Origin of the sequence: Nocardioides faecalis (assembly GCF_018388425.1) — a bacterium.
Lineage (GTDB): Bacteria > Actinomycetota > Actinomycetes > Propionibacteriales > Nocardioidaceae > Nocardioides > Nocardioides faecalis.
This window is the reverse complement of the sequence record NZ_CP074406.1, coordinates 621325-636302: the sequence shown is the minus strand read 5'-3', so window position 1 is coordinate 636302 and position 14978 is coordinate 621325. Positions and strand designations below refer to the sequence as shown.

Sequence of the window (14978 nt, the reverse complement as noted above, 5' to 3'; positions counted from 1 at the left end):
GCGAGGTGGAGCACCTCGCACGCGCGCCCGGCGCCACGATCTCGGGCGCCGTCACGGTCGATCCTGCTCGTCGGCCGCACCGGACAGGTCCTCGTCGGGGCCGCCCTCGTCGGGACCGCTCTCGTCCGCGCGCGGGTAGAGCTCGTCGTCACCCGTGCCGGGCACGTCGGCAGGGGCCTCGGGGTCGGCGTCCTCGGGGAGGTACTCCTCCGCTACGGGCACGTCGGCGCCGAGCTCCTTCTGGTCGGGGTCGACCGGCTCGTCCGGGGTGAGCCGCCGGATCGGGTCCTCGCCGTGCTGCCCTTCGCTCACCGCTTGTCCGGGTCCTCGTTCCCGGTGCGGGCGTTCGGGCCGGCGGCGCCCTCCTGCAGGTCGCCCTCCTTCTCGTTGTCCGGCGAGCCGGCGACCGCGTCCGACGGTGAGATCGGCTCGTCGGGGTCGCGCATCGCACTGACCTCGGAGACCTGGCCCTCGCTCTGCTGGCCGTCCTGCTTCTCGTCGTCGTTCTCGTCGCCCTTGCCGGGCCCGGGGTGGGACTGGTCTGTGACCATCACGATCGCTCCTCTTGGGTAGGTGCGCACCGCGGCCACCCGGTGGCGCGGCAACGCTTCTCGGACGTGCTCGGACACCTGCGCGACCTGGTCGGGGCCGACCTGCAGCAGCAGTGCGCCACCCGGGGCGAGGTGGGCGACCCCGACCTCGAGGCACTGCCGGATCAGCCCGAACCCGTCGGCGCCCCCGTCGACGGCCCCGGTGGGGTCCTCGGGGAACTGCGTCAGCTCGTCGCTGCGCAGCCAGGGCGGGTCCGCGACCACGACGCCGAACCGCTCCTCGGGGCGCAGCGCCGCGTCCAGCGACGCACAGCGCACCTCGGCGTCCAGCCCTGCCGCGGCGGCATTGGCCCGGGCGTAGCCCACGGCCACGGGGTCGCGGTCGACCTGCACCAGGACCCTCCCGGAGTCCCGGGCGGCCACCAGGCCGATCTGCCCGGCCCCGGCGCACAGCTCCAGGATCGGGCCGGCCGGGGCGCTCTCGGCCACCTCGGCGGCCCACCGGCCCTGCTCGGCGGTCCACGGACGGGGCCGCAGGACCCGGGGGTCCCAGGCGATCCGGAGGCCGTCGAAGTCGACCGGCTCGGCGGACATCGCCTCACCGGCGGTGGTGGTGCTGGTCATGGGCCTGCGATACCCCTCACCTCACGGCCCATCCGTGGCTTCCGGGCACCGTTCGCGGGGTCGGCGCCTAGAAGACCGGCTTCCCGCCGGTGACCCCGAGCACCGTCCCCGAGATGTACGACGCGTCGGCGTCGGAGGCGAGGAAGACGAACGCCGGCGCAACCTCCGCCGGCTGGCCGGCGCGGCCCAGCGGGGTCTCGGTGCCGAACTTCTCGATCTTCTCCGGCAGCTGGGTGGCCGGCTGCAGGGGCGTCCAGATCGGGCCCGGCGCGACCGCGTTCACCCGGATGCCGTCGCTGCCCAGGGAGGCGGCGAGGTTGACGGTGAGGTTGTTGAGCGCAGCCTTGGTGGCGGCGTAGTCCAGCAGCGTGGTGGACGGCTCGTAGGCCTGGATGGAGGTGTTGTTGATGATGCAGCCGGGCCGCTTGCGCAGGTGCGGGGTGGCGGCGCGTGCCAGCCACAGGGCGGCGTACAGGTTGGTCTTGAAGGTGCGGTCGATGCGCTCGTCGTCGAGGTCGGTGAGCTCGAGCTGGCGCGCCATCTGGAAGCCCGCGTTGTTGACCAGGATGTCGAGGCCGCCGAGGGCGTCGACGGTCTGCTGCACGGCTGAGTCGCAGGCATCGCGGGCGGTCAGGTCGAGCGCCATCGGCACCGCGGTGCGGCCGGCCTCGGTGACCAGCCGGGCGGTCACCTCGGCGTCCGCCTCCTCCTCGGGCAGGTAGGTGAACGCCACGTCGGCGCCCTCGCGGGCGTAGGCGAGGGCGACGGCACGGCCGATGCCGGAGTCGCCACCGGTGACCAGGGCGGCGCGGTCGGTCAACCTGCCGTGACCGGTGTAGCTGTCCTCGCCGTGATCGGGCACGGGGTCCATCTCGCCGGTCAGGCCGGGCGGGGTCTGCTGCTGGGCGGGGAACTGGATGTCGTCGCTCATGGCCGGGCGGTACCCGGACCGGGCGCGGTGACCCCGGTCGCCTGCTGTCCACCAGAGCAGCGGCCGACGGGTGGCGCACAGCAGCCGGCGGCCAGCGAGTGAGGCCTAGGTGACCTGCCGCGAGGTGAGGTCGTCGAGCAGCCCGTCGAGCAGGCGGCGCAGGCCGGGGTGGCTGACGTGTCCCTCGCGCGCGACCTGGATGAGGCGGTCCGCGACCTCGCGCACCTTGACGTTGCGGTTGCGCGACCACCACTTGAGCATCGCGAACGCGGCGTCGGCGTCGAGCCCGTAGCCGAGCATGAGGATGCCCTTGGCCTGTTCGATCGTGTCGCGGGCCTTGGCGGAGGCCGCCACGGCGGCGTCGGCGGCGGCGCTGCTCTCCGCCTCCATCTCGGGGGTGAGGTCGAGGTAGTAGCCGACGAGCCGGTCGGCGCCCCGCGGCTTCGCGTCCGCGCCGGTCGATTCCGGCTGCGGGTCGTCGTACTCGCCCTCACCGACGAGGACGACGCGGCGGATCTCGTCTCCGACGACGATGCGGTAGTAGATGTTGAACGGCTCGCCGGTCGAGCGGGCTCGGCTCAGCGTGACCTCCACGAGCTCGCGGTCCTGCTCGTGCTTGTGGCTCATGATCAGGTCCGAGGTCGGCTCCACCTCGCCGGGGACGTAGCCGTGGATGACGTAGACGTCGTCGTCCCACTCCCAGACGTCCTTGGCGACGTGGAACACGAAGCGTCCGGTCTGTCCGGCGGACGCGGACAGCGGCAGCTGCGCGACCGGCGGCTCAGGTCCCACTGCTTCCTCCACGCCTTTCCCCCCCTTGTCCGCTGTTCTCGACCACCCGCGTATGGCGCCCCCAGGCGCGGGTACCTCGACGCCAGCGCCGGGCCGTAGACCGACGTCTCCCTGATTGTGCCGAACAACTATCTCCACCGCTCCGCGGGGGCACAACACCGGGACGTTCGCCCTGCGCCACCCCCGACGCGGACCCATCGTCGTGCCCCACCCGGAAGGACCCCCATGCGAGTGCCGGAACCCTGTGGCCCCCTCAGCGAAGGCGTCGTGCGTGCGCTGCTGCGGCGCACCGACGGACCGCGCGCCGTGCCGGAGCTCGAGGGTCTCACCCTGGCCGACCCGCTGACCGACCGCGACTTCCAGCTGGCGCTGTGGATGCTCTACGAGCTGCACTACCGCGGCTTCGACGACGTCGACCCCGCTGCGGAGTGGGATCCGCTGCTGCTGCTCTGCAGGGCCGGGATGGAGCGCGTCTTCGAGGAGGCCGTGCGCGCGCTGGTCGCCGAGGAGCACGACCTCGAGGCCGACCAGGAGCGGGGCGAGAGCGCCGCCGAGCGCGTGGTCAACGCGCTGGTCCGGATGACCGCCTCTGAGGAGTCCTCCCTGGCCGAGCACCTCGAGCTGCGCGCGGACCGCGACGAGTTCTGCCACTACCTGGCCCAGCGGGCCGTCTACCACCTGCGTGAGTCCGACCCGCAGAGCTTCGTGCTGCCCCGGATCGGCGGAGCCGCGAAGGTCGCCCTGGCCGAGCTGCAGTACGACGAGTACGGCTCCGGGCGCGCCGACCGGCTGCACCAGGCCCTCTACGCCGATGCCCTGGAGTCCCTGGGCATGCCCACCGACCTCGAGCCGTACCTCGCCCGGGCCACCGGCGCCACGCTGGCGTCGGTGAACCTGATGTCGCTGTTCGCGCTGAACCGGCGGCTGCGCGGCGCCGCGATGGGCCACCTCGCGGCTTTCGAGGCCACCAGCTCGTTGCCGTGCGGGCAGATCCTGCGCGGCGCGCAGCGGCTCGGCCTGCCCGAGGCGGTCGCCGACTACTACGACGAGCACGTGGAGGCGGACGCCGTGCACGAGCAGCTGGCGATCCGCGGCATCTGCGGGCCGATGGTGGCCGAGGACCCGAGCCTGGCCGCCGACGTCGTCCTCGGCGCAGCCGCCTGCCTCAGCGTCGACGGCCTCGCCGGCCGGGCGATGCTGGAGGACTGGGCCGCGCAGCGGCACGAGACGAGGGCCGCGGGATGAGCGAGCGTCGGGTCACCGTCACCGACTGCCCGGGCGGGCCGCTGCTGGTCCGGGGCGCCGACGAGGTCGTCGCGCCGGACGGCACCACGGCACCGACGAACCGGGCCGTGGTCGCGCTGTGCCGGTGCAACCGCTCCGAGCGCATGCCCTGGTGCGACACCAGCCACCGCAAGCGCCGTCGGCCGCGCAGCACGGACGACGGCGCGCCCGACGGCACGCCCGATCAGGCGAGCGACCACACGGACGACGACACCGACGACGACACCGGCGACCGCGCCACCCATCGCGCGGCCGGTAGCGCCGGGCGCTGACGAGCGCCGACCGGAGGGTCAAGCGGCGTGGGGCTCCTCCGGGGCATCGATCCTGCGACGCAGGTCGGCGAAGATGCGCTGCAGGAGCCGGGACACCTGCACCTGGGTGACCCCGAGCTCGACCGCGATCTGCTGCTGGGTGAGCTGTTCGTAGAAGCGCATCCGCAGGATGCGGCGATCCCGGGGCTTGAGGTCGCGGCACGCTGGTCCGAGCATCGCGACCGCCTCGCTCTGCCCGAAGCCCTCCTCCTCGCTGCCCAGCAGCTCGCCGAGCGGACTTCCGGTGGCCGAGACCGGCTCGTCGAGGGACGCGGCCTGGGACAGGTCTCCGCAGGAGACCGCCTCGCTGACCTCGGCGATCGAGCAGCCCAGCTCGTCGGCGAGCTCGTCGGCCGACGGCGTGTGCCCGAGACGCTGGGTGAGGTCGTCGGCCGCCGCGAGGAGCCGGGGACGGATCTCCTGGATGCGCCGGGGCGGGCGCACCGCCCAGCTCGTGGCGCGGAAGTGGCGCTTGAGCTCACCGAGGATGGTGGGCACTGCGAACACCAGCAGGTCATCGCCGCGTTCGGGGTCGAAGCCCTGCACGGCGCGGGTCAGCGCGAGGCAGGCCACCTGCTCGAGCTCGTCCGCGCCCTGCCCGCGGTTGCGGTAGCGGGCGGCCAGCGAGCGGGCCACGGGGATGTTCAGGACGATCACCTCGCCCAGGAGTCGGTCGCGTTCCGCGCCGCGGCAGGAGGCGGCCTCGGCGAGCAGGGCGGCGGTGCGCCGCTTACGGGTGCCCGCGGAGCCCTCGTCCGAGACCCGCCCGGTGAGTGGCCCCAGCGGGATGGTGGGCAGCGGATCGGCCTCGCTTGCCTCGCCGGAGCGGGCGGCGCCAGGGGCGACGGAGACGGGGTGAGCATGGGACACGATGGGACTCCCGAGGGCGAGAGCGGTGTGGCGGTGGGTTGGGCCACGTCGTTCCTGGTGCTTCGACTCCCTAACGTAGCGCGCCCGGGAGATCCAGGCCACCCACAAGGACCAGAGGACATGATCCGAACGGGCCATGCGGAAGAGGACTGCGCACCGCATAACCGCCGGGGCTGCCGCACGGTTGGACCAGGAGCCGGCCGATGTGGCCGCAGCAGCCCGGACGTGTCGGGCGCTGGGAGCCGAGGAGAAGCCGGGAGCCGAGGAGAAGTGGTGCAGCAGGTCGAGACGGAGGTCGGCCCGTTCACCCGGCGCAGCCGCTCCCTGCACGTCCGCGGGGACGCGCGAGGCCTGACCCGGCCCCTGGTCGCCGGCGAACACCTGCTCGTCCACGACCCGGTGTCCGACGAGCACTTCACGGCCCTCGTGGCCGACGCCGCGCCGGCAGGGTCGCCAGAGGGCTACCGCCTCGTCCTCGGCACGCGGATCACGGCGGCCGAGGCGCAGGAGTGGCTGGCTCCGTGGCCGCTGGCACGTCACACCACCCACCTGACCACCCGCGACATCGTCGCTCTGCTCGCCGAGCTGCGGCACACGCAGTCCCGGATGTCGCAGGCCCGCGACGAGGCACTCGCCCAGTAGTCCTCCCCCGCGCACACGAGGGGACCTCCCTCCCCTCGCACGACCCGATCGGGTCACCCGCCTAGTCCGTCCGGGCCATGCCCAGGAGGGCCCTCCGCCCACAGGCCTGCCAAGAAGCGGCGGAGTCGGGACTTTTCGCCCACAATCGAGGCGTGGACAAGAAGACCATTCGCGTGTACCTCGTCGACGACCACGAGATCGTCCGGCGCGGAGTTGCCAACCTGCTGGAGACCGACGACGAGATCCAGGTCGTCGGGCAGGCCGGCAGCGCCTCCGTGGCGCTGCGTGAGATCCTCGAACTGCGGCCCGACGTGGCCATCCTCGACGCCAACCTGGGCGACGGGACGGGCGTCGACATCTGCCGGGAGATGCGCGCGGTCGACCCCACGATCAAGGGCATGATCCTCACGTCGTACGACGACCCGGACGCGATCTCCGCCGCCATCCTCGCCGGCGCCTCCGGCTACGTGCTCAAGCGGATCGAGGGCAACTCCCTGATCAGCGGCATCAAGCTCGTCGCCGGCGGCCACTCCCTGATCGACCCGACCGTGGCCAGCCGCGTGGTCGAGCAGATGGAGCTGCAGCGCAAGTCGCTGGACGTGATCAGCGACCTCACCCCGCAGCAGCGCAAGATCTTCTTCCTCATCGCCGAGGGCATGACGAACCGCCAGATCGCGGAGCGTCTCTACCTGGCCGAGAAGACCGTCAAGAACCACGTCACCGGCCTGCTCTCCCGCCTCGGGCTGCAGCACCGCACGCAGGCCGCCCTGCTCGCGGTCCGGCTGCGCGGCACGGAGAGCAGCACCGCCACCGCACTGCCCTCCACGCCCGGGCCCGGCATCGACGCCGGTCGCCGGGTCGGCTGACCTCCGAGGTCGCAGCACCCTCCACGCCGCACGACCCCGCCTCGGCCCGCCGAGGCGGGGTCGTGCGGCGTCTGGGCGTCCGGCCGCGCTCAGCCGATCGCGGGGATGACCCACTCCAGCGTGGTGCCGGCACCGGGCGCGGAGGTCACCTGGAGGTGCCCTCCCAGCTCGGCCGCGCGGGAGCGCAGGTTCGAGGAACCGTGACCGGAGGGGGCCGTGTGCGGGTCGAAGCCGACCCCGTCGTCGATCACGCGCAGCCGGAACCAGGCCGACGTTGCGGACATCTCCACCACCACCGACCTCGCCTCGGCGTGCCTGGCGACGTTGGACAACGCCTCGCGCAGCGTGGTGAGGGCGTGGGTGTTCGCCTCGGAGGTCAGGGCCCGGTCGACCTGGCCGGAGATCCGCAGCACGGGCTGGAAGCCGAGGACGACGGCGTACTCGCTGAGCAGCGAGCGCACCTCCTCCAGCAGCGGCTTCACCGGGCCCGCACCGAGCTCGAAGATCGCGGCCCGCAGCTCCTTGATCGCGATGTCCAGGTCGCCGATCGCGCCGTCGACCCGGCTGCGCAGCTCGAGCACGTCGAGACCGCGACCACCTTGGAGCTGCATGCCGGTGGCGAACAGCCGCTGGATGACGAGGTCGTGCAGGTCGCGGGCGATCCGGTCGCGGTCCTTGGCGACGAGCAGCTGCGCACGGTCGCGCAGCGCCTGCTCGCGGTCGAGGATCAGCCCGAGCTGCACGCCGCTGACCGCGGCGAGCTCCAGCATCACCCCGCGCAGCGATGGCGTCTCGCGGGCGTGCTCCACGACGATGACGCCCGTCCCGGCGAGCCGGGTGGGCACCGGTACGACGATGGTGGCGACGCCCGGCGAGACCGGGATCCGTCGGGGGGTGCCCGTCTCGGTGACGCCGCGCAGCTCGTCACCGAGGTCGTCCACCATCGCGGTGACGAGGTCATGCTCGCCGGAGGCGGCGCGGACCTCCATCAGCTGGTTCTCCTGCCAGACCGCGGCGACCACCCTCGCGGAGCAGAGCTCGCGCAGCGACTCGACCAGCTCGTCGAGCACCTCGTGCACCCGCGCCGGGCGGGTCGGGTCGTTGCCGATCTCGGCGCTGGTGGCCAGCCATCGCCGTCGCCACTCGACCTGCTCGTAGGTGCGGGCGTTGTCGATCATCACCGCAGCGGCCTGCGCGAGCGCCTCGACCAGTGCCTGATCGGTCGTGGTGAAGGTCGCGCCGCCGCGCTTGTTGCCGAGGTAGAGGTGGCCGAACGCCTCGTCGCGCACCAACACCGGGGCGCCGAGGAAGCTGTCGATCGGCGGGTGCTTGCCGGGCATGCTGTGGCTATGGGCGGGGTGGTCCTCGACGTGGTCCACGCGGATCGTGCGTCGCTCGCGCGGGACGAGGCCGAGCAGGCCGTGGCCCTGCGGCATCTGCTTGATGTGGCGGAACGCCTCCGCGCCGGTCGCGTTCGGCACCAGCTCGGTGAAGCGGCCCTGCTCGTCGACGATGCCCAGGACGCCGTACTCGGCGCCGGTGAGCTCACAGGCGGTCTCGACGATCCGGCTCAGCACGCCCCTCAGGTCGAGGTCGGAGCCGATGGCCACGACCGCGTCCAGGAGCGCGCGCGCCTCCAGCGGCAGCTCGACATCCATCAGGCCTCCCATCGTCGCGCTCAGGCTAACCGCCAGAACAGGACCATGTTCCTTGTCCTGATCGCCTCGGGGGTCCCAATTTCCTTTACCTTCGCGACCGCCAGGGTTCGGCACACCCAGGAGCGGCGCCGGGAACGGCGGGGTCAGAAGCGGCGCAGCTGGTACAGGCCGCGGGTGCGGGCCACCACGGTGCCGGCCTCGTCGGTGACCTCGGCGACCAGCTCGAAGTCGGCCTTGCCGTGCTCGGCGTAGCGGGCCAGCGTGTCCTTCAGCTCGTCGTCGTCCAGGCTCGCCCGGGCCAGCACCGAGGTGGTGGCGGGCCGCAGGAAGTCGATGGTGACGCTCTTGACCAGCGGGACAGCACCCTCGGCGGCCAACCCGGCGTAGGACAGCACCCCGCCGAGCACCTCGGCGACGGTGAACAACGACCCGGCGTACATCGAGCCGAAGTGGTTGACGTTGGGGGCCGCCGGGATCCGGGCCGCCGCGGTGCCACCGTCGGCCTCGACGATCTCGATCCCCATCGAGCCCATCAGCGGGATCAGTCGGTGGATGTCGGCGGTGAGCTGCTGCAGGCTGGTCACGGGGCTCAACCTAGGACACCGGCACTCGTGCAGGGCGCGACGGCGTGAATCGATCCCGGCCCGAGGGGTAATGGCTGGGCATGACCGACCTTGACCTCCAGCTGCCCGACGAGGGCGATGTCGTCGAGCTGATCCTCGCCGACCACCGCCGCTTCGAGGAGCTTCTGCGCGACCTGCGGGACAGCAGCAGCGACCGCGACGCCGTACGACGCACCTTCGCCACGCTGCACGTGGCCCACGCCGAGGCCGAGGAGGCCGAGGTGTACCCGAACCTGCGTCGTGAGGACGCGATCTCCGGCGACGAGGCCGACCACGGCCGCGAGGAGCACGCCGAGGGCAACGAGGCCCTGCTGGCGGTGCTGGAGGCCGAGGAGCTGGAGGGCGAGGAGTTCGAGGAGCTCGTCGAGGAGCTCGCCCGCCTGGTGAACCACCACCTCACCGAGGAGGAGCTGAGCATCCTCAACCCGGCGCGCGACGAGGTCGACGCCGACGAGCGCGCACGGCTCGGCAAGGCGTTCGCCGCCGCGCGCGCGAAGCTGATCACCGACGACTGCGGCCGGGTCGAGAAGGTCCGGGCGCTGGTCGAGGAGGCCCGCGCCGAGGGCCTCCTGGATGAGGACGAGGAGTGAACATGAGTCAGCCCCAGCCCCACGACGACCACCAGTCCGACAACAAGCAGCGCGCCTGGTTCACCACGCTCCGGCTGCCGCTGCTGCTGTTGCTGGTCCTGGCGATCCTGCTGGTGATCGGCATCGCGCTCAACATGTGAGCGCAGCCGCTCGACGCTCTCGACGCCGCCTGACGGCCGGTCCCTGACCGGTCCTCAGGCGGCGTCGCGCTTGCTCAGGCGTGCGTCACGCGTGCGTCACGCGTGCGTCAGGCGAGGACGGGCGGCTCGGTCTTCTCGCGGACCTCGTCCAGCGTCACGTCGGGGGCGAGCTCGACGAGGCGCAGGCCCTCGGGGGTGACGTCGAGGACGCAGTAGTCGGTGATGATGCGCTGCACCACGCCCCGACCGGTGTAGGGCAGGGAGCACTCGTCGACGATCTTGTAGGAGCCGTCGCGGGCGACGTGCTCCATCAGCACGACGACCTTCTTGGCGCCGTGGACCAGGTCCATCGCGCCGCCCATCCCCTTGACCATCTTGCCGGGGATCATCCAGTTGGCGATGTCGCCGGCGGCCGAGACCTGCATGGCGCCGAGGATCGCGGCGTCGATCTTCCCGCCGCGGATCATCCCGAAGCTGGTCGCGGAGTCGAAGAAGCTGGCGCCGCGGCGGACCGTCACGGTCTCCTTGCCGGCGTTGATCAGGTCGGGGTCCACCGCTTCGTCACTCGGGTAGGCGCCGGTGCCGAGGATGCCGTTCTCCGACTGCAGCACGAGCTCGACGTCGTCGGGCACGTAGTTGGGCACCAGCGTCGGCAGGCCGATGCCGAGGTTCACGTAGTCGCCGTCGGAGAGCTCGGCGGCGGCTCGGGCCGCCATCTGCTCGCGTGTCCACACCATCTCAGCTGCCCGCCTTCTGCTCGCCTGCCGCCGCCCGGACGGTGCGCTTCTCGATCCGCTTGTCCGCCGCCTGCTCGGGGGTCAGCGGCACCACCCGGTGCACGTAGACGCCGGGCAGGTGGACCTCGTTGGGGTCGAGGTCGCCGGGCTCGACGAGCTCCTCGACCTCGGCGATGGTGACCCGGCCCGCCATCGCGGCCAGCGGGTTGAAGTTGCGGGCGGAGTCCTTGAAGACGAGGTTGCCGTGCCGGTCACCCTTCCACGCTCGGACGATGCCGAAGTCGGCGACGATCGCCTCCTCGAGCACGAACTCGTGCTCGCCGTCGCGGGTGGCGAAGACCTGGGTCGGCTTGGCCGGCGAGGACTTCACGACGTTGCCCTCGGCGTCGTAGCGCCACGGCATGCCGCCGTCGGCGACCTGGGTGCCGACGCCGGTGCGGGTGTAGAAGGCGGCGATGCCGGAGCCGCCCGCGCGCATCCGCTCGGCGAGGGTGCCCTGGGGGGTCAGCTCGACCTCGAGCTCACCGGAGAGGTACTGCCGGGCGAACTCCTTGTTCTCCCCCACGTAGGAGGCGACGACGCGGCGCAGCCGGCCGGCACCGAGCAGCAGGCCCAGGCCCCAGTCGTCGACGCCGGCGTTGTTCGACACGACCTCGAGGTCGCGCACGCCGGACTCGAGCAGCGCCTTGATGAGCACCGAGGGGATGCCGCACAACCCGAAGCCGCCGACCGTGAGGGTCGCGCCGTCCGGGATGTCCGCCACCGCCTCCGCGGCTGAGGAGATCACCTTGTCCATGGGCGGATTCAATCCTGCGCGAGGGTGGCGGTCAATCAATGAGCACCGATCCCCGCTCGATCTCTCGCGAGCCGAGCATGAGCGCGCCTAGGCGTCCGCTGAGTGGACGCTAGGCTGCGAGGGTGCAGGAGGGGCCCTCGGTCGTCGGACGTGTCGGGGCGCTGCTGCGTGCCCTGGCCGCGGCCGAGCCGGCCGGGGCGCACACGACAGCGTTGGCGCAGCGGGCCGGCATCCCCCGTCCCACCGCCCACCGGCTGCTGGTCTCGCTGCGCGGCGAGGGCCTCACCGACCGCGACGAGGACGACGGCGCCTGGCACCTCGGCCCGGAGTGCTTCCTGCTCGGCGCCGCGGCCACGAGCCGGCACGACGTCACCCCGGTGGCCCGCGAGGTGGTCCAGCGGATCGCCCGCGTGACGCAGGAGAGCGCCTTCTTCTCGGTGCGGCGCGGCGACGAGACCGTGTGCCTGCTGCGGGAGGACGGGAGCTTCCCGATCCGCTCGCACGTGCTGCACGAGGGCGTGCGTTTCCCGCTCGGCGTGGCCTCGGCGGGCCTGGTGGTGCTGGCCTTCCTCGGCGAGCACGAGCGGGAGGCCTACCTGGCGGGGGCGGACCTGGGTGCGTCGTACGGCGAGCAGCACGGCCCGGCTGCGTTGGCCGAGCGGGTCGCCGCCACCCGGGAGCGGGGCTATGCGGTGAACCCCGGCCTGGTGGTGCCCGGCAGCTGGGGCCTGGGGGCGGCGGTCTTCGACGCCCACGACGAGCCGCGGTGGGCGCTGAGCATCACCGGCATCGAGGACCGGCTCGCCCCTCCCCGGCAGGCCGAGCTCGGCGAGCTCCTGCTGCACGAGGCACACGTGCTGTCCGGCAGGATCCGCAGCACCACCACCGGGTGAGCCCGTTCGCGGTGCGCCCCCGGGGGGTCAGTCGGGCGGCTCGACGGCGCCCGGGTCGGCGAGGGCGCCGGCTGCACCGCCGGTGGCCGCGTGCTGGGCGAGCAGCCCCTCGACGTCGACAGCGGCCTCGAGCCGGTCGACGATCGCGCGGGAGTGGTCCGGGACGAGAGCGCTCATGCGGGTGACTCCTGGTCCTGCCGTACCGTGCCGCAGATCAGCAGCGCGAGGTAGCAGCGCACCCTGCCGAGGGTGTGGTGCCAGGACGGCTGGCTGTCAGACGTGCGGAGGTCGTACCGGTCGTTCATCTTCTCGCTGCTCCAGTCTCGGGCCCGATGCCACCGAGGGCGTCGCCGACGGTCGGCGACGAGGGCTCTATTACCCACCGTTCGCGATTCGACACCTGGGCGCCCGCCGCCTCAGTCCAGCCACTGGCTCACGATGCCGGTCAGGGCGGAGAGCGCAAACGCCCGCGCAAAGGCCTCGGTGGCCCGAGGCCACCGCAGCCTGCCCAGCGTCAGAGCGGTGCCGAAGTAGAACGAAAGGCACCAGGGGCAGTCCAGCAGGTAGGTGATGTTGGAGCGCTCGGGCGGGCCCTGGCTCTCCTCGACGGCCTCCCGCATTGGCGCGGTGATCCGGTCGTGACGGACGAGCTTGACCAGGCGGTACGTCGCCAGGCCGTCGACGAGCAGGCCTGCGAACCGGTCTGCGGCGGTAGCGGGCATGGATCCTCCAGTCGTGGCCGGGCGGCTGCCCGATACCCGACGTCGCGGCGGGCATCCCGGGCGGGCGGCCACCTCTGCCGGGTCGGCACCCGGCGCAGCCCCACCATCCCCGGGTGGGACCACGGATGGTGGGTACCGCCGGGCCCCGAGGTGGAGGAGGCCAGCGTGAAGGCGATGGTGTACCGGGCGCCGTACCGGATCCGCGTGGAGGAGAAGGACCGGCCACGCATCGAGCACCCCAACGACGCGATCGTGCGGGTGACGCAGGCCGCGATCTGCGGCTCCGACCTGCACCTCTACCACGGGATGATGCCGGACACCCGGGTCGGCACCACGTTCGGCCACGAGTTCATCGGGGTGGTCGACGAGGTCGGGCCGTCGGTCGAGCACCTCGAGGTCGGCGACCGGGTGATGGTGCCGTTCAACGTGTTCTGCGGGACCTGCTGGTTCTGCTCGCGTGGGCTCTACTCCAACTGCCACAACGTCAACCCGAACGCCACCGCGGTCGGCGGGATCTACGGCTACTCCCACACCACCGGCGGGTACGACGGCGGGCAGGCCGAGTACGTGCGGGTCCCCTTCGCCGACGTGGGGCCCACGATCATCCCGGAGTGGATGGACGACGACGACGCCCTGATGTGCACCGACGCCCTGCCCACCGGCTACTTCGGCGCGCAGCTCGGCGACATCTCCCAGGGCGAGGTGGTGGTGGTCCTCGGCGCCGGTCCGGTCGGCCTGTTCGCCGCGAAGTCGGCGTGGCTGATGGGCGCGGGCCGGGTGATCGTGGTGGACCACCTCGAGGAGCGGCTGCGACTCGCCGAGACGTTCGCCCACGCCGAGACGGTCCACTTCGGGCAGGTCCCCGACGTCGTGGTGCACCTGAAGAAGATGACCGACCACCTCGGCGCCGACGTGGTGATCGACGCCGTGGGAGCGGAGGCGGACGGCAACCTGCTGCAGCACGTCACCGCCGCGAAGCTGAAGCTCCAAGGCGGCTCCCCGATCGCACTGAACTGGGCGATCGACGCGGTCCGCAAGGGCGGGACCATCTCGGTGATGGGCGCCTACGGCCCGATGTTCAGCCTGGTGAAGTTCGGCGACGCGATGAACAAGGGGCTGACCCTGCGGATGAACCAGTGCCCGGTGAAGCGGCAGTGGCCGCGGCTCTTCGAGCACATCCGCAACGGCTACCTCAAGCCCAGCGAGATCATCACCCACCGCATCCCGCTCGAGCACGTCGCCGAGGGCTACCACCTGTTCTCGGCGAAGCTCGACGGCTGCATCAAGCCCGTCCTGGTCCCCGGCGAGTGACCCGGGCCGTGACGCCGCGAGTGGACAGGAGCGCACGATGAGCGACACCCCGTACGTCAACGGCGAGCGGCGCGGCATCCCGTCGCCCGAGGAGCTGCGCGCCCGGATCCCCGGCTGGGGCGCCGACCTCGACCCCGCCGACCGGCCCTCGGTGCCGCGAGAGCTCGCGGACGCCGTACCGGCGCACGCGCACTGGCACTTCCCCGAGGAGCAGCCCGACCCCGCAGACCGGGAGCGCTCGATCGAGCATGCCCGGCTCACCCCGGTCTTCGGCACCTCCGCCCCGCTCCGCGGCGTGCCCGGCGCCATCCGCCGGCTCGCCTACGACCGCTACAGCGAGGCACGCGCCGCGCACTGGCTGCTCCTGCTGGCCGCCGACCGTGTCGAGGTCACCCAGGAGACGCTGCGCTCGTTCGTCAGCGGCCGACCGGACAACCCGCTGACCGAGACCGGGATCGCCGCCGAGCTCAGCGGTCACGGCCTCTTCTCGCGCCTGGGTCGCGACCGGGTCGACGTACGCCACCATCCCGTGGACGCGGTCATCGTCGGCGCCCCCTGGGTGCTCGGCGGGTGGGCGGTCGCGAAGGCGGCGCGCCCCGTGGCCCGCCGCCTGCTGCGCGGACGACCGGACTGAGGG

The 14978-nt window shown here is 72.4% G+C and carries 21 protein-coding genes; 9 read left to right on the top strand and 12 right to left on the bottom strand.

Annotation, left to right across the window (positions count from 1 at the left end):
- Positions 1-51: 51 nt before the first annotated feature.
- The 4 genes from KG111_RS02955 to KG111_RS02940 all read right to left on the bottom strand — a co-directional run bounded on the left by KG111_RS02955 (position 52) and on the right by KG111_RS02940 (position 2910).
- Positions 52-312, bottom strand: coding sequence for a hypothetical protein (locus tag KG111_RS02955; RefSeq protein ID WP_205292784.1), 261 nt, complete (start codon positions 310-312; stop codon positions 52-54).
- Positions 309-1175, bottom strand: coding sequence for a methyltransferase (locus KG111_RS02950; RefSeq protein ID WP_205292785.1), 867 nt, complete (start codon positions 1173-1175; stop codon positions 309-311). Before KG111_RS02950 ends, KG111_RS02955 begins: the two co-directional genes overlap by 4 nt.
- A gap of 67 nt (positions 1176-1242) precedes the next feature.
- The gene (locus KG111_RS02945; protein ID WP_205292786.1) at positions 1243-2106 is read right to left on the bottom strand and encodes an SDR family oxidoreductase; all 864 of its coding nucleotides are present in this window, start codon (positions 2104-2106) and stop codon (positions 1243-1245) included.
- A gap of 105 nt (positions 2107-2211) precedes the next feature.
- Positions 2212-2910 (bottom strand): PAS and ANTAR domain-containing protein, encoded by a 699-nt coding sequence (locus tag KG111_RS02940; RefSeq protein ID WP_205292787.1) that lies wholly within the window; start codon positions 2908-2910, stop codon positions 2212-2214.
- 255 nt (positions 2911-3165) lie between these two features.
- Between KG111_RS02940 and KG111_RS02935 the strand changes: the two genes are divergently transcribed.
- Both KG111_RS02935 and KG111_RS02930 read left to right on the top strand, forming a co-directional pair.
- The gene (locus KG111_RS02935; protein WP_205292788.1) at positions 3166-4143 is read left to right on the top strand and encodes an iron-containing redox enzyme family protein; all 978 of its coding nucleotides are present in this window, start codon (positions 3166-3168) and stop codon (positions 4141-4143) included.
- Positions 4140-4454, top strand: a complete 315-nt coding sequence (locus KG111_RS02930) for a CDGSH iron-sulfur domain-containing protein (protein WP_205292789.1) — start codon at positions 4140-4142, stop codon at positions 4452-4454. The genes KG111_RS02935 and KG111_RS02930 overlap by 4 nt, the downstream gene beginning before the upstream one ends.
- Positions 4455-4472: 18 nt before the next feature.
- Here the strand turns inward: KG111_RS02930 and KG111_RS02925 are convergent, their stop codons facing one another.
- A complete protein-coding gene (locus tag KG111_RS02925) occupies positions 4473-5363 on the bottom strand; it encodes a sigma-70 family RNA polymerase sigma factor (RefSeq protein ID WP_205292790.1) in 891 nt (296 codons plus the stop codon).
- 273 nt (positions 5364-5636) lie between these two features.
- On the opposite strand from KG111_RS02925, the gene KG111_RS02920 reads away from it, so the two are divergent.
- Together KG111_RS02920 and KG111_RS02915 are read left to right on the top strand one after the other, a co-directional pair.
- Positions 5637-6005: a hypothetical protein gene (locus tag KG111_RS02920; protein WP_205292791.1), complete on the top strand. Its 369-nt coding sequence runs from the start codon at positions 5637-5639 to the stop codon at positions 6003-6005.
- Positions 6006-6157: 152 nt separating this feature from the next.
- On the top strand, positions 6158-6871 hold the full coding sequence (locus KG111_RS02915; protein WP_249666272.1) for a response regulator: 714 nt from the start codon (positions 6158-6160) through the stop codon (positions 6869-6871).
- A gap of 89 nt (positions 6872-6960) precedes the next feature.
- On the opposite strand, the gene KG111_RS02910 is transcribed toward KG111_RS02915, so the two are convergent.
- Together KG111_RS02910 and KG111_RS02905 are read right to left on the bottom strand one after the other, a co-directional pair.
- On the bottom strand, positions 6961-8529 hold the full coding sequence (locus KG111_RS02910) for a GAF domain-containing sensor histidine kinase (protein WP_205292793.1): 1569 nt from the start codon (positions 8527-8529) through the stop codon (positions 6961-6963).
- A gap of 143 nt (positions 8530-8672) precedes the next feature.
- Positions 8673-9113: a YiiD C-terminal domain-containing protein gene (locus tag KG111_RS02905; RefSeq protein ID WP_205292794.1), complete on the bottom strand. Its 441-nt coding sequence runs from the start codon at positions 9111-9113 to the stop codon at positions 8673-8675.
- 80 nt (positions 9114-9193) lie between these two features.
- Between KG111_RS02905 and KG111_RS02900 the strand changes: the two genes are divergently transcribed.
- Together KG111_RS02900 and KG111_RS02895 are read left to right on the top strand one after the other, a co-directional pair.
- Positions 9194-9742 (top strand): hemerythrin domain-containing protein, encoded by a 549-nt coding sequence (locus KG111_RS02900; protein ID WP_205292795.1) that lies wholly within the window; start codon positions 9194-9196, stop codon positions 9740-9742.
- Positions 9743-9744: 2 nt separating this feature from the next.
- The gene (locus KG111_RS02895; protein WP_205292796.1) at positions 9745-9882 is read left to right on the top strand and encodes a hypothetical protein; all 138 of its coding nucleotides are present in this window, start codon (positions 9745-9747) and stop codon (positions 9880-9882) included.
- 107 nt (positions 9883-9989) lie between these two features.
- On the opposite strand, the gene KG111_RS02890 is transcribed toward KG111_RS02895, so the two are convergent.
- Positions 9990-10619, bottom strand: coding sequence for a CoA transferase subunit B (locus KG111_RS02890; RefSeq protein WP_205292797.1), 630 nt, complete (start codon positions 10617-10619; stop codon positions 9990-9992).
- Position 10620: 1 nt separating this feature from the next.
- Complete coding sequence (locus tag KG111_RS02885; RefSeq protein ID WP_205292798.1) at positions 10621-11415, bottom strand: CoA transferase subunit A; 795 nt, start codon at positions 11413-11415, stop codon at positions 10621-10623.
- Between the two features lie 122 nt (positions 11416-11537).
- Here KG111_RS02885 and KG111_RS02880 point away from each other — a divergent pair, with 122 nt between their 5' ends.
- Positions 11538-12308: an IclR family transcriptional regulator gene (locus KG111_RS02880; RefSeq protein ID WP_205292799.1), complete on the top strand. Its 771-nt coding sequence runs from the start codon at positions 11538-11540 to the stop codon at positions 12306-12308.
- Positions 12309-12335: 27 nt separating this feature from the next.
- On the opposite strand, the gene KG111_RS02875 is transcribed toward KG111_RS02880, so the two are convergent.
- The 3 genes from KG111_RS02875 to KG111_RS02870 form a co-directional block, all read right to left on the bottom strand.
- The gene (locus KG111_RS02875; protein ID WP_205292800.1) at positions 12336-12485 is read right to left on the bottom strand and encodes a hypothetical protein; all 150 of its coding nucleotides are present in this window, start codon (positions 12483-12485) and stop codon (positions 12336-12338) included.
- The gene (locus tag KG111_RS18430; RefSeq protein WP_275890233.1) at positions 12482-12613 is read right to left on the bottom strand and encodes a hypothetical protein; all 132 of its coding nucleotides are present in this window, start codon (positions 12611-12613) and stop codon (positions 12482-12484) included. The genes KG111_RS02875 and KG111_RS18430 overlap by 4 nt, the downstream gene beginning before the upstream one ends.
- A 111-nt stretch (positions 12614-12724) precedes the next feature.
- Positions 12725-13030 (bottom strand): DUF1360 domain-containing protein, encoded by a 306-nt coding sequence (locus KG111_RS02870; RefSeq protein WP_205292801.1) that lies wholly within the window; start codon positions 13028-13030, stop codon positions 12725-12727.
- Between the two features lie 174 nt (positions 13031-13204).
- On the opposite strand from KG111_RS02870, the gene KG111_RS02865 reads away from it, so the two are divergent.
- Both KG111_RS02865 and KG111_RS02860 read left to right on the top strand, forming a co-directional pair.
- A complete protein-coding gene (locus tag KG111_RS02865) occupies positions 13205-14341 on the top strand; it encodes a zinc-dependent alcohol dehydrogenase (RefSeq protein ID WP_240196125.1) in 1137 nt (378 codons plus the stop codon).
- A gap of 37 nt (positions 14342-14378) precedes the next feature.
- A complete protein-coding gene (locus KG111_RS02860; RefSeq protein WP_205292803.1) occupies positions 14379-14975 on the top strand; it encodes a hypothetical protein in 597 nt (198 codons plus the stop codon).
- Positions 14976-14978 lie beyond the last annotated feature (3 nt).

Bases quoted from the DNA above. Each gene is read 5' to 3' on its own strand.
- KG111_RS02860 (WP_205292803.1), top strand. From the start codon at position 14,379: ATGAGCGACACCCCGTACGTCAACGGCGAGCGGCGCGGCATCCCGTCG.
- KG111_RS02895 (WP_205292796.1), top strand. From the start codon at position 9,745: ATGAGTCAGCCCCAGCCCCACGACGACCACCAGTCCGACAACAAGCAG.
- KG111_RS02865 (WP_240196125.1), top strand. From the start codon at position 13,205: ATGGTGTACCGGGCGCCGTACCGGATCCGCGTGGAGGAGAAGGACCGG.
- KG111_RS02875 (WP_205292800.1), bottom strand. From the start codon at position 12,485: ATGAGCGCTCTCGTCCCGGACCACTCCCGCGCGATCGTCGACCGGCTC.
- KG111_RS02950 (WP_205292785.1), bottom strand. From the start codon at position 1,175: ATGACCAGCACCACCACCGCCGGTGAGGCGATGTCCGCCGAGCCGGTC.
- KG111_RS02910 (WP_205292793.1), bottom strand. From the start codon at position 8,529: ATGGATGTCGAGCTGCCGCTGGAGGCGCGCGCGCTCCTGGACGCGGTC.
- KG111_RS02945 (WP_205292786.1), bottom strand. From the start codon at position 2,106: ATGAGCGACGACATCCAGTTCCCCGCCCAGCAGCAGACCCCGCCCGGC.
- KG111_RS02890 (WP_205292797.1), bottom strand. From the start codon at position 10,619: ATGGTGTGGACACGCGAGCAGATGGCGGCCCGAGCCGCCGCCGAGCTC.
- KG111_RS02900 (WP_205292795.1), top strand. From the start codon at position 9,194: ATGACCGACCTTGACCTCCAGCTGCCCGACGAGGGCGATGTCGTCGAG.
- KG111_RS02885 (WP_205292798.1), bottom strand. From the start codon at position 11,415: ATGGACAAGGTGATCTCCTCAGCCGCGGAGGCGGTGGCGGACATCCCG.
- KG111_RS18430 (WP_275890233.1), bottom strand. From the start codon at position 12,613: ATGAACGACCGGTACGACCTCCGCACGTCTGACAGCCAGCCGTCCTGG.
- KG111_RS02930 (WP_205292789.1), top strand. From the start codon at position 4,140: ATGAGCGAGCGTCGGGTCACCGTCACCGACTGCCCGGGCGGGCCGCTG.
- KG111_RS02870 (WP_205292801.1), bottom strand. From the start codon at position 13,030: ATGCCCGCTACCGCCGCAGACCGGTTCGCAGGCCTGCTCGTCGACGGC.